The following is a 12,963-nucleotide window of genomic DNA, read 5'->3' on the forward strand; positions in this document are numbered from 1 at the left end:
TTTATGGTTAAAACGGCTAAAACAAAAGTGGTATGTGCTATGAGCGGTGGTGTCGACAGCTCTGTCGCCGCCGCGCTTCTTGTAGAGGCCGGCTACGACGTAATCGGCATTACGATGAATATCTGGCCCTCGGCAAAGACCGAGGAAGAGGCCGAGCGCTTCGGCGGTTGTTGTTCGCTCTCCGCGACCGACGATGCAAAGCGCGTAGCGTATACACTGGGTATTCCGCACTACACCTTTGATTTCCGCGAAATTTTCAAGCAAGAAGTCATCGAAGACTTCGTAACCGAGTACCAGCGCGGGCGCACACCGAACCCCTGTATTCGCTGCAACCAGTATGTAAAATTTCAAGCGCTACTTCATAAGGCAAGGGCAATCGGCGCAGAGTATATTGCGACCGGGCACTACGCGTGGGTTGAGCACAGTGAAGAGCGCGGCCGTTACCTGCTGAAAAAAGGCATCGATGAGAGTAAAGACCAGTCCTACGTGCTCTACGTGCTCACGCAGGAGCAGCTATCGCACACAATGTTTCCGGTCGGTCATATTACAAAAGAGGAGACCAGGCGCCGGGCTACTGAGCTTGGGCTCACGGTAGCTCAGAAGAAAGAAAGCCAGGAGATATGTTTCGTTCCCGATAAAAACTACCCAAGATTTGTCACCGAGTATACACCGGGCGCTGATCGCCCGGGGCCGATTTACGACATGCAGGGCAACGTACTCGGCACGCACAACGGCATTATTCACTATACAATAGGGCAGCGCAAAGGGCTTGGGATATCGGCACCGCAGCCGCTTTATGTAATTGCGATACAAGAGGAAGAGGATGCAATTATCGTCGGCACTAAAGATCACCTTTTGAAAAGCAGCCTTGTTGCCCGTGACATTAATTTGATCTCGATCGGCCGGCTTGCCGGGCCGATGCGTGTGAAAGCAAAAATTCGCTACAAATCGCCGGAAGCGCCGGCTACAATCACTCCGCTACCGAACGACGAGCTTCATGTTGAATTCGATTACCCGGAATCCGCAATATCACCCGGTCAGGCTGTCGTATTTTACGACGGTGATGTCGTGGTCGGTGGCGGCACTATCGACCGCTCGGTTTAGAGAACGGGCACGCAGCTCCTAAGCATTTATATGGATTTCGCTTCTGGTGCTGGCATTTTGTGATGGTTCGCGGCAGGGAAAGCCCCATATGTTCCTTGATGGCGTCACAGGCACTCTCGATTGCAAGACGCGTGCTTAATTTGCAGCACGTCCCCATATATGAAGCTATTTTTGCCGTAGCCGCGTTTGTGGTTTGCATTGCGATCTGGCGTTCTCTTCCCTTAGGTTTATCACACGTAGCATCGGTAAGCAGGCTCATAACCACACCGGCCGCCAGGGCGGCGCCGCACGCGCCGTAATTAGCGCACATGCACGACGGAACTCTATCCGTCCAGGTACGATCAAGAGCGCGCTCTATGAGATCATCGTTAATGATAAGTTCTTGATCGTTATACGACACGGGACCCGCGCTTTTTAGCGCTGCGGTTAGCGACATTGCCACTATAGCGTGATGCTCGCCGCCGATCATCGGCACCGAGGGATGGCTCATCATCTGCTCGGCAATCTGTATCGGGTCGTTAAGCTTAGTCGTTATGGCGATTGTGGTGATCGCATGAAGCGCATCCTGACCGTGGCAGGCATCGCAGACGAAATGATTATTTACGCATGAAATCGTTCCCGCGGATGCTTGACCACAGAAATAGCAAGTAAGTAGCTCCGGCCTAGCCCGGTATATAAGTTTTTCACCGCATACCATGCAGTTTTCAGTATACCTGGTGGTAGCTCAACATCCGTTGCCAGAGTGCAGAATTTCCGACATGTGATAACTCCTTATGTAAGGGAACGGCCACTCGTGCTCTTAACCTACAACAATGGCCCTACTTCCAAGCTATATGTTCGTATCCTACCTGTCAATCTAGTTATCGGCCGCTTTCAGTATGTGAAAGGGGTCGGCAGCACAGCCACCGCTCGGATGTATTTCAAAATGTAAATGCGGCGCAGAGGCACTCGCGTTGCCGGTGCTTCCAACATAGCCAATAATTTGCCCGGCAGTGACTTGTGAGCCGGTGGTAATATTGGGTGCGATGCAATTTAAATGGCAGTAATAGTAGGTCGAGCCATTTGCCCCCGCTAAATAAATACTGATACCACCCAGGCCGCGATCGTGCGCCTGCGACCTCTCAATGATCCCGGAAATGCACGCGACTACGGGCGTACCCTTTGCCGCCATAATATCGCATCCTTTGTGATGACGGCCGCCGGAACGTGCAAACCCCCAGCTATCGATATAGTTATGCGGGCCGGCCACCGGAAAAATAAACCCACAATCGCGCTCGCCGCCCCGTGACGTGTTCGTGCTTCGCGACGGAGCAGCCGTTGGAACCATAGCAATCTTGTATGTTGCGCGTAGTTTGGCAACGGGCAGTTTTACCGTCGCCGCAGGCAGGTTGCGCTGCCGCGCTCTTATTTGGTTTTCAAGCACAGTTTTTTGTTGTTGTACCAGGACGAGTTGTTTGGCTTGTGTCTCTTTTGCCCGGGCGAGTTCAATTTTATGCCGGGCGAGGGCGGATCGCTCCGATCGAATATTCGCGATGACGTGTGTGTCTTCTTCCATAATACTGGTGATCAACATCACTCTTGACATAAAATCGCTGTAACTACATGAAGATGCAAGAATAGAAAGAAGCTCTACCGGGCCGTTTTTGTAGGCCTCCAGCACCCGTTTGTTAAATTCAATTGTTGCGGCAGTTAGCCGGCTTTGCGTAAGAAAAAGCTCACGCTCGTTTTCGGTGATTTGCTTGTTGGTCAGCTGCAGCGCCGCAGTTGCCACATCACATTTTGTTGCCGTATCCCTGAGGGTCTCGATACCCGCTGTATCCTGCGGGGTAGTTGCCTGTACACTCGAGGTTGTATCGGTTGAGTTCGAGGACATCGCTGGTGCCATGCCGATCAAGAAAAAGCACACTATAATCGGCATAAGTATCACTAGTCTTCGTAAACCCAAAACATCACTTCCTTTCGCTTAAGTTTAGGCCGCAAAGGCCACAGAGGTATTTACCCTAAAGATTATGCCTGTAGCGCATAATTCCTTAATTTCTTATCCTTCGGTTTTTAGTGCATTGATAATCAATAGAAGAGTACGATGTCTGATTTCAGTAGAGGATTGACGCGGTTCCTTTGGTTTAATTGATTACGGCGATTGTTGCTGCGAAGTAAGATTTCGAGTAATTAATAAACACATTCTTGTTGATCGCGGTATGGGGCCTGTCGCATTGCGACAGGTTGTCTCGTGCTAAGTGTAAAATCACTCCTTTGTTTCGATGTCCTAAGTTAAGCATTGTAACAGAAAACGCTGGAATGTCCAAACCATATATTTCCAGCTGTTGCACAAACACAGGATATTTTGTTTCCGATATTTAGTTTAGTGCTCAATTAATATACCCCGTAGCCTATGCGATATGCTTAAATACCAGGCAACATCGGTCAATACTGTGGGGGGTATAATGCTCAAGGCTTGCAGTGCGCTTTGCAGTTCTGGTACTCTAGTATTAAGCATGAATTAAGTATAGACCACCGATAAGTAGCTCGGCCCCTCCAACTACTTATCGTGGTCTATTTTTTTTGCAAGCTTGTATTAGGTCGCAAAAGCTCTGAAAGTATTTGATTGAGGGTGAAGTAATCGGCATATTTTGCCGATGCTTTCGGGTAAGTAGCCCTTTTTCTACTAGGAGTATGCGCTATGAGACGAATCAGGAGATCGACACAGGACATTATCGAACTTACCGTACCGGCCACGCTCAAATACTTAAAAATCATCCGGCAACTTATCCTCGATGTAATGCACAGCGCACGGTTTAGCGATGCAGATATCAATGATTTCATGCTCGCGATTATGGAAGCTGTAACCAACTCGATGCGGCATTCCAATAGTGACAATCTAACCGTTCGCTTCGAGGTAAATACCAAGGGAATAACGGTCCACATTATCGACCAGGGCTGCGGCTTCATATTCAGTAAGAAGAGCTGCAAATTCCCGGGGGTCGGTAACTCAGGGGGTCGCGGGTTGCCGCTGATGTACTGTCTGGTGGATTCTCTCATCGTTAGAAGTAAAGAGAGCTACGGCACACAGATTACTATGGTCAAGCATATCAGAAAGACATCCCGACGGCGCGACCCGGTTCTGCAAGCCGATAGCAAGATAAGTTAGCCCGCAGGAAGTGACATTGTAAGCGTCCTAACGTGCAAGGGCTCTCGTAAAACTAATCCAGAAATTATAAATATTTATAGAAATAAGAAAACGCCTTGGCATACAAGGCGTTTTTATTGCGTCGCTTTGTTCAGTTCGATAGCTTTGACAAGAGCCTGCTTGCAAAGAGCCGTTATTTTACTCGTCTGCAGCTCGATCTTTTTGCAATGCTAGTAATTGCGCGCTGTTAGAACTGGGTCGCGCCGGTAAAGCTAAACTCGTTTATTTTCAGATACGGGACGTAGCTTCCCCCGAGTATTGCGCTTTTAAGCTGGCGATCTTCCGACACCATAACTACGTTGGAGAGCGCTTCAAGGATGCTTTGAGTAAAGCGCAGATTTTTAATCGCCGCTTTGATCTTGCCGTTCTCAATTAAAAACGTACCGTCGCGGGTCATGCCGGTCAGCGTTGTTCGTATCGGGTCTTCAAGGTTCGTGTAATGGAAGCGACTGACCAAAACGGCACGCTCCGAGCTCTTTACCATCTCGTCAAAAGTGGCGTCGCCTGCCCCCATGATGAGGTTTAGCGGCAACGGCCCATAAGTGTTCGGCGCGGGGAGTGCGTGCCCGGTCGATTCTTTTCCTTCCTTATGCGCGGTGTAGCTGTCATAACAGACGCCTTTAGCAACGCCGTCCTCAATAAAGATAACCTTTTGCTTCGGCACGCCCTCGAAATCGAAGGGGAGCCCGATGGTACCGGGGTCGAATGCATTATCCCAGATCGAAACGTTCGGGCTTACGATTTGCTGCCCGATTTTACCGTTCATAAAGCTTCGACCTTCTTGGAACGCGAGTGCGCTAAAACCTGCAAACGCCAGGAACGACACTATATCCGCGACTGCTTCCGGTTCCAATATCACGGTGTATTTGCCCGGCTTCATATCGACGGGGTTCTCGCTTGCCAGTGCTTTGGCTTTTGCAGTGTTCGCGAGGGTATTCATATCGATTTTTGCCGCACTTATCGAGATCTCGCTCGCAAACGCCGAGCTGGTTCTCGACATCGCGACCGATTTTAGTTCGGCTTCGCTCAGTGTGCCGATCGCATTAACGCCGAGCGTATTTGCGACGCCGACGATGGTATAGCCGGTGGAATACGCGCCGGCCGCCGTGAGGTTCTGCGGCTCGACGACATTGATAAATTGCGCCACCGCCCGCGCCCGCTCTTCAGGCGTGATTTCCAACGTCGAGCGGGCCACCATGTCCCGCTGCTCGATCGGTAGAGGTTTTGGCAACGACACAAAATCCTTATCAGGAGGCCTATGTTTGGCTATGAGCGTAGCTTTATCGACCATTTCGTGGATGGACTCAGCGTCGAGCCGGTTCGTCGAGGCGTATCCGATTCTTTTATCAACAACCGCCCTGATTGAAAGGCTCACGTTAGTGGTGGCGACGTTTTGATGGATATAGTTGTTTGAATAGCGGGTGAGTGCCGTGTCTCCCGCCGTTGCCAGCACCTCGAGCTGGTCCGCTTTTGAGTAATCAACCGCTGTTTTAAGCGCTTGTTGGATGAGGTCCTTATCCATCATCTACCAACACCTACCTTCACATTTCTAAACCGGGCCGGCGCCGCACCGTGTGCGACATGAGCGATTTGCGTAGGCTCGCCTTTGCCGCAGTTGGCCAAGCCCCAAACTTTCCACTCGTCAGGGCCGGCGATTGCATCGCATGAATTCCAAAACTCCGGTGTAATACCGGTATAATTCGGGTTTTTCACCATAGCGCCGAGCTTGCCGTTTTTAATCTCCCAGCCTATCTGTGTGGCGAACTGGAAGTTGAGCCGCTTATCATCGATACTCCAGCTGCGATTGGTAGCAAGATACAGCCCGTCCTTAACGTCGGCGATCATCTCTTCAAGCGATGAATTGCCCGGCAGTAAGTTTACGCTTGTCATGCGAATCAGCGGAATCCTATTCCAGCCGTCGGCCCGCATGCAGCCGTTACTCGTTTCAGCAAGGATTGGTCCGGTCTCGCGCGAGGTGAGATAATTTACAAAAATCCCGTTTCGCACAATATCAAATCGTTGTGCCGGTATGCCCTCGTCATCATAACCAAAGGTGCCGAGTGCGCTCGGAATTGTCGCGTCGGAGTTAATATTAACAATGGGGGAGCCGTATTGAAGTTCCCGCAGCTTATCAATCGTAACAAAACTCGTGCCGGCGTAGCTTGCTTCCATGCCGAGTACGCGGTCGAATTCAGCCGGATGCCCGCACGATTCATGTACTTGAAGCGCGAGCTGGCTTCCGTCCAAGATAACGGTAAATTCGCCGCTCGGGCACTCTTTTGCCTTAAGCAGCGCGGCCGCCTCTTCGCCGATTCGCTGTGCGTGATCTGCCAGGTGCAAATTCATAATGAACTCATAACCGGAAGTCGCCGTATCACCCCCGTGCGAGTTTGGGTAGGAGCGCTCTTGAATCTCGCCGCCCGCTATCGCTATGGCGTCAAGGGCGGCTCCCGACTCGGTAATATACTGTTCGATGTAGCTTCCATCGAGGCTGGCGAAAATCTTATGCTGCTTTGATATATCCATAGAAGCGGTTGCGATGGCCACGCCGGGTGTTTTTCGAACCGCCTCTTCAGCGGCGCTGAGCAGCGTGAGCTTGTCTTCAAGGGATATGCTAAACGGGTCGATTTCGATCGGTGTACGGTAGGTATCCTGAATTACCGGAGCGGGGGCGAGCACCACGTTTTCCTTCTTAATTAGCGCGCTTGCCTTGGCGATATCAACCGCGAGGCGGGCGACACGTTCGATCTCTTGCTTCTCAACGCGGAAACTGCCGGCAAATCCCCAGGCGCCGTCGGCGATGACCCGCACGCCGAACCCGTAATTGGTCGAGGTGCTCGCGTCTTCGACACGCCCGTTTTTTATCGAGATCGATTCGCTTTGCTCCTCGATAATCCGGATATCCGCATAGGTTGCGCCGTAGGTCTTAGCGACGTCGAGCGCGAGAGAGGTTAAATCCTTCATCCACCTTCCTCCTTCAACATTAACGTTACTAGGATTCCCAAAAATGTCCCCGCTTAAGCACGTTTACCAACTGCCCGCAGGGAAAGGGAAAAGGGTATTGCTATAGATACTTAAAAGGGCGCTTTAAGCGCCCTTTATTTGCATAATACCACAAGACTTAAAGTGGTGAATAACCTGTATGAAATTGCGCGCCCTCGGCTATAAGCTTATGGGAGCGAAGGCGCCGGCAGGATACTGATGATCCGGCGTGAGCAGTTATAGTCATGGCGATCGGCTAGTTTGCTGATCTTTACGACGTCGTTGCGCTTCGGCGCGTGGATGTAATAGCCCTCGCCGAGGTAGATACCGACATGATGGATCGGGCTACCGAAGAAGACCAGGTCGCCTGATTGCAAGCCGCTGTATTCCACCGCGATACCGACCTTAACTTGCTCGCCTGTATAGTGATAGAGCTGGATACCGAACTTGGCAAAGACGACTTTTACCAGACCCGAGCAATCGAGACCGACATCCGGGTTTTCGCCGCCCCACACGTATGGAATACCGAGGTATTTGATCGCTTCGAAAGCGACTGTGCCGGGCTGTACGGCAATGCGACCGCTTTGATTCTGGGCCGGCTGGGTTTGCTGTGGCTGCGCGGGATCATTTGTATTCGTAGGTGCCGGGGTCGGCTCGTTTACCGGCTGGGTCAACTTCTGAACGACCGTAGCCTGCTCCTGCTGGCGCTTTGCTTCTTCTTGGGCGAGTATCTGTTTTGTCGGGGCGTCGATGCTAGCCAAGAGAGCGGTCTCTTGCCGCATTTTATCCTCGATAGCTTTCTTGCGGCTTTCGAGTTGTACTGTGATATCTTTTTGCTGGTTGTAAAGTTGATCGAGAGAGTTCTTGGTTTCCTCGACCTTCATTTTCTGATCGTGCAATTTCCCGAGAAGCTCAGCATCTTGCTCACCGATCTTCATCAGCAAGCTCAAGCGCGTGAACAGCTCTGAAAAACTGGCGTTATCAAGAATCGCCTCAACCGGCTCCATATCACCGTGTTTGTAGATGTTGGAGAGGCGCTCGTTGAGAACCTGGCGCTGTGCTTCAAGCTCAGCCTCGAACCAGCGCAATTTATCGCGCGTCTCGGTAAGGTTTGTTTGAATCGTTGCCAGCTTTGTATTTTCTGCAAAATATTCGGTATTGAGTTGCTCGAGCTCATTGCCGAGTAAGTCAAGTTCTTGTCTGATTCTCTGAGCTTGAGCCTGCCTGACAGCCGTATCGGCGTCGGCAAGCGCTTGTTCTAGCGTAGGTACAGCTGGTATAGCGCCGACGGCATCTGGGGCCGCCGTAGTTGCGGTCGCTGTAGAATCCGAGTTCGATTGAGTTGATGAAGCTGCGTTAGTTGTTGCTTGTGTATCTGTAACTGCATTAGGTGCTGCTATAGCTATTACTGGTGCTACCAGGACATACAGCATCAAGACCGCGAGAACAACATTAACAGTCTTGTAGTGAAACAATAGACTCCTCCTGAGTGCTTGTATAACAAGATATTACCATATAATACCAGCGATTGCCAGCATTATTAGAAACCACTACAGTACTACAGTATATAACTGCCGTGTTGTTTTTGCAATGAAAACAGATGTGTGTTATTATGATTTAGCCGCACAGACGGCACAACGGCGCGGGGTGGAGCAGTCCGGTAGCTCGTCGGGCTCATAACCCGAAGGTCACAGGTTCAAATCCTGTCCCCGCTACACAGTTTTATAGCTTGAAAAAACGCCTCTGGGAAGGCGTTTTTTCATTTTGGAAAATGATAACCCGGGAGAGGATTTGAACTTTGGTCTTTTCGAGCTGCTGTCTGTGTTCAAATCCCAGGATTCACTTAAATGATACATATGTTCATTCTAATGAATTTACCCCTCTGTTCAGTTCGAACGGTTGATGTTTCTGAATTACTAAAACAGTCAAGGCTTATGCCGGGAATAAATCCTCTTGAGTTATTCTAAATAAGTGATATAAATGAGAATAACTTAGTTCACTATTCTAAAATAGTGTCGATAATTAGATTAAAGAAAAAACACTATTCTAATGTCCTAGAACAGTGTTAAAAGGAGATTTCATGGCCAGAGCACCATTCATACCACCAAAACTACCCCCAAAATTAGATTATAATGCGTTTATCAAGGAGATAAGTTCAGCCAACCGTGCGCTTGGCGAACTCAATGGTCTGCTAGTCAACATTCCAAATCCCGATCTATTAACTTCACCTCTGCTTACGAAAGAGGCGGTCTTAAGCTCACGGATAGAGGGCACGCAGGCTTCTCTTGAAGATGTTCTCAAATACGAGGCAGAAGATAAATCTTCAGAAGTTGATGAGAAGGAAAAAGATATTCGAGAGATTATCAATTACCGTCAAGCAATGCGCTTGGCTATTGAAGAATTAGAAAAGCGACCGATAAGCGAAAATCTGATTAAGAAACTGCATTATGTTTTACTTGATTCCGTCAGAGGAGCTAGAAAAGATAGAGGCAATATCAGAACAACACAAGTATTTATCAGTTCTCCTGGGGCTTCTATAGAGGAAGCAACGTATATAGCGCCGCCAGCCACTGAAATATCGTCCCTATTGAGCGGTTGGGAAACTTACATTAATTCAGATAAAGAACAAGATCCAATTGTGCAAATCGGCTTAGCACATTACCAGTTTGAAGCTATTCATCCGTTTTTAGATGGAAACGGTAGGATCGGCCGACTTTTAATTCCTCTATTCTTGTATCAAAGAGGGCTCTTATCATATCCGCTTCTTTATATCAGTGAATATTTTGAAGAGAATCGTAAGACTTACTACGAACTCTTAAACAATGTAAGTAGTAATGAGGACTGGAATAGTTGGTTGAAGTTCTTTCTAAACGCCATAACTACCGAATCACTAAAGACAAAAGTTACAGTAATGAGCATTCTTGATCTTTATAACAGCCTTAAAACCGAGATTACCTCGATTAATTCGATTTATGCACAGAGCTTGCTAGATATTATCTTTATCACACCGATAGTATCTTTTGCCAGCATTAAAGGGCATTTGAAGGCTGCAAGTAATCAGACAATCTATAACCTCTTAGCTAAGTTTGAGAAAGCTGGTATCCTGCAAGAGATATCCGGAAAACAAAGAGATAGGGTTTACGTATTCAATAGTCTCATTGAAATTCTTAAGTAAGCAAGACCGATTTTCACTTCAGAGCTTCTCAAAATAATCGGTTAGTTTATCTATCAGCTCTTTCTGGCTCGAATAGTGTTGGATTAGGGCTACAAAACTGGTAGATTATGGCTTTGCAAAGCCATAATCTTCTTTATTTTAAGCGCTTTTTGTTCAATAAAAGGTGTTAATGAAAGCGGGTTAATATCAATAGCAACAAGCGAGAACGGTGCGAACAGGCGTTTGCAACGAAACATAATAATTAGCTTTAGACGAACAAAACACTTGACGAAAATAATAAATAGTTCATAATTGGTGACACAATAAACTACTATTGATGAAGGAGTTATCATGGCTGTCGAAAGCCAAACACTAGGAAAACTTGGTTCGAAATTACTTAGAGGCCTAAGTACAGAAAATAAAACCGTGTTTTCTTTAAGAGATGCCCAAGAATTATTACCCGATAAGAGCGGTACTTCTGTCAAGCAGCTTTTAAGTCGTCTTGTCAGGTCTGGTTGGCTCATCCGCTTAAAAAGAGGTCATTACTTAATAGTTCCTCTTGAGGCAGAATCACCGGATTTATGGAGTGAGGATTCTTTCGTGTTGGCTTCTGCTAGTGTGGCGGGGTCTATGGCTATATCAGCTAGGGCTCATATTGCGAGTCTTGAAGAATCTAACCATAATCTTAAGCTGGAAATACAACCAAAAGAATATGCAGTTTCTTATTGGTCGGCCCTAAATTATTATGGGTATACTGAGCAAATACCAAGAACCGTTTTTATCAGTACACCCAAGAGAGAGACCTCAACTTCCCTAGAGCTTCTTAATATTCCATATCGCCTAATTTTTCTATCCCCTAAGAAGTTCTTTGGGGTTACGGCCGTATGGATTAATAATAAGCCAGTGCAGATAACCGATAAGGAGAAGACGATCGTTGATTGTTTTGACCGACCGAAGTTCTGTGGTGGAATTATTGAGGCAGCAAAGGGCCTCTCTGAAGGTATTAAAGATGGTGTTGATTTAAAAAGACTGACATCACATGCCCATCAAATAGGCAATAGCGCCGTATTTAAGCGCTTAGGATTTTTAGCAGAATCCTTAAGGTTACCCGTTGATCCATGGTTGATCGAGTGGCAAAAGCACATATCTAAGGGCTATAGTCTACTTGATCCTACCCAACCAAAACGGGGTCGGTACAATGCAAAGTGGCATGTAATCGTAAATGTCGAAGACATCACAACAGCTGATGAGAGGGTAGTTGGATGATACTAAAAGCCGAGGTCACCAAGTTTGCCAGGACGTTAGACGTTGATCCGAACACAATAGAACGAGATTATGTCATCTCCTGGTTTCTAAGCGGTATCTATGCTGATGCGGTTCTTGCAGAAGCATTAGTTTTTAAAGGTGGCACTGCTCTTAGGAAAGTGTATTTTCCTAATTACCGCTTTTCTGAAGACCTTGATTTTACGGTTGCTATAAGCTCGGAACAGCTTACCAAAGAGATTCTTTATGAGAGACTACAAAATGTCGCTAGATCGGTTAGTGCTCTAAGCGGTATTAGTTTTAGCCTTGTTAGCTTCGAAAGAACTCGCGATGTGCTTGGAGAGGAGGCGTTTGCCAGTAAGGTTGCGTATGTGGGGCCAATGCAAAATAGGTCTAGCTCACCACCCAGAATTAAGTTGGATATAACCTTTTACGAGGACGTTATCTTCCCAACAAACAAGTTATCGCTTATTCATGGCTATTCAGATGAGTATATGTGTGCTCGAGAAATCAGGGTCTATGCTCTTGAGGAAATTGTTGCCGAGAAGCTTCGCTCCATACTACAAAGGAATAGGCCACGTGACATCTACGACCTCTGGAGCCTGTTATGCAAAAACACCCACGAGATAAACTTGTGCGAGCTTGTTCGTGGCTTTTATAAGAAATGCGAGCATAAAAAAGTCGCTTTTACGGGGATAAATGATTTCTTTACCCCTGAAAGGCTCGATTCTCATGCTAATGCTTGGGAGAAAACCCTTTGCCACCAGCTAGCTGAACTCCCAAATTTTAAGGACGTCATTAATGATCTGAAAACTAAAATAGTTGAGCTATTTGATCTCAAATGATTTAGAGTAGCAAACGCATATAGGGGCATTGCAAAAGATATGGGATTTCTCCGAAAGGGAAATATGGATTTGCATGATGACCTTCGATCACAACTTGAGATAGCGCTGGCGGAAAATACCAGGCTTCGTGACGAGAATTGCCGCCTGAGGGAACAGCTTGGATTGCCGACAGTGGTGGTCAAATCAGCACAAACTACAGCTTTTGCAACCGCTCAGGCTCCTAGCGTCATAAAGAACCCTTCGACTCCCGATGCCAAAGTAGCTTTATTTAAAAGTCTTTTTAGGGGACGTGAAGATGTTTTTGCCATGCGCTGGGAAGGAAGAAGTGGTAAATTGGCTATTCACCTGCTTGCCTTCATGAGTGGGACAGACAACTATGCGCAAAGCCGAGAATAAAGTGTGCGGAATGCAAGAACCGTGAACTTCGA

Annotated in this window: 11 protein-coding genes and 1 tRNA gene; 7 read left to right on the forward strand and 5 right to left on the reverse strand. The window is 47.7% G+C overall.

Annotation, left to right across the window (positions count from 1 at the left end):
• Positions 1 to 3: 3 nt before the first annotated feature.
• On the forward strand, positions 4 to 1,104 hold the full coding sequence (gene mnmA, locus VGK02_05270; protein ID HEY3374456.1) for a tRNA 2-thiouridine(34) synthase MnmA: 1,101 nt from the start codon (positions 4 to 6) through the stop codon (positions 1,102 to 1,104).
• Here mnmA and VGK02_05275 read toward each other — a convergent pair.
• Positions 1,085 to 1,801, reverse strand: coding sequence for a DUF5714 domain-containing protein (locus VGK02_05275; protein ID HEY3374457.1), 717 nt, complete (start codon positions 1,799 to 1,801; stop codon positions 1,085 to 1,087). The genes mnmA and VGK02_05275 overlap by 20 nt on opposite strands.
• A 159-nt stretch (positions 1,802 to 1,960) precedes the next feature.
• A complete protein-coding gene (locus tag VGK02_05280; protein HEY3374458.1) occupies positions 1,961 to 3,049 on the reverse strand; it encodes a M23 family metallopeptidase in 1,089 nt (362 codons plus the stop codon).
• Positions 3,050 to 3,784: 735 nt separating this feature from the next.
• Between VGK02_05280 and VGK02_05285 the strand changes: the two genes are divergently transcribed.
• Positions 3,785 to 4,252, forward strand: a complete 468-nt coding sequence (locus VGK02_05285; protein ID HEY3374459.1) for an ATP-binding protein — start codon at positions 3,785 to 3,787, stop codon at positions 4,250 to 4,252.
• Positions 4,253 to 4,478: 226 nt separating this feature from the next.
• On the opposite strand, the gene VGK02_05290 is transcribed toward VGK02_05285, so the two are convergent.
• The 3 genes from VGK02_05290 to VGK02_05300 form a co-directional block, all read right to left on the reverse strand.
• Complete coding sequence (locus VGK02_05290; GenBank protein HEY3374460.1) at positions 4,479 to 5,816, reverse strand: TldD/PmbA family protein; 1,338 nt, start codon at positions 5,814 to 5,816, stop codon at positions 4,479 to 4,481.
• Positions 5,813 to 7,255 (reverse strand): TldD/PmbA family protein, encoded by a 1,443-nt coding sequence (locus VGK02_05295; protein HEY3374461.1) that lies wholly within the window; start codon positions 7,253 to 7,255, stop codon positions 5,813 to 5,815. The genes VGK02_05290 and VGK02_05295 overlap by 4 nt, the downstream gene beginning before the upstream one ends.
• Positions 7,256 to 7,461: 206 nt before the next feature.
• On the reverse strand, positions 7,462 to 8,748 hold the full coding sequence (locus tag VGK02_05300) for an NlpC/P60 family protein (protein ID HEY3374462.1): 1,287 nt from the start codon (positions 8,746 to 8,748) through the stop codon (positions 7,462 to 7,464).
• A 166-nt stretch (positions 8,749 to 8,914) separates the two neighbouring features.
• Between VGK02_05300 and VGK02_05305 the strand changes: the two genes are divergently transcribed.
• The 5 genes from VGK02_05305 (at position 8,915) to VGK02_05325 (ending at position 12,931) form a co-directional block, all read left to right on the forward strand.
• Positions 8,915 to 8,988 (forward strand) — tRNA-Met (locus VGK02_05305).
• Between the two features lie 365 nt (positions 8,989 to 9,353).
• Positions 9,354 to 10,448: a Fic family protein gene (locus VGK02_05310; GenBank protein HEY3374463.1), complete on the forward strand. Its 1,095-nt coding sequence runs from the start codon at positions 9,354 to 9,356 to the stop codon at positions 10,446 to 10,448.
• 330 nt (positions 10,449 to 10,778) lie between these two features.
• Complete coding sequence (locus tag VGK02_05315) at positions 10,779 to 11,693, forward strand: type IV toxin-antitoxin system AbiEi family antitoxin domain-containing protein (GenBank protein ID HEY3374464.1); 915 nt, start codon at positions 10,779 to 10,781, stop codon at positions 11,691 to 11,693.
• The gene (locus VGK02_05320; protein ID HEY3374465.1) at positions 11,690 to 12,535 is read left to right on the forward strand and encodes a nucleotidyl transferase AbiEii/AbiGii toxin family protein; all 846 of its coding nucleotides are present in this window, start codon (positions 11,690 to 11,692) and stop codon (positions 12,533 to 12,535) included. Before VGK02_05315 ends, VGK02_05320 begins: the two co-directional genes overlap by 4 nt.
• Positions 12,536 to 12,598: 63 nt before the next feature.
• Positions 12,599 to 12,931, forward strand: a complete 333-nt coding sequence (locus VGK02_05325; GenBank protein ID HEY3374466.1) for a hypothetical protein — start codon at positions 12,599 to 12,601, stop codon at positions 12,929 to 12,931.
• Positions 12,932 to 12,963: the final 32 nt, after the last annotated feature.

This window comes from Candidatus Aquicultor sp. (assembly GCA_036504445.1).
Lineage (GTDB): Bacteria > Actinomycetota > Aquicultoria > Aquicultorales > Aquicultoraceae > DASXVE01.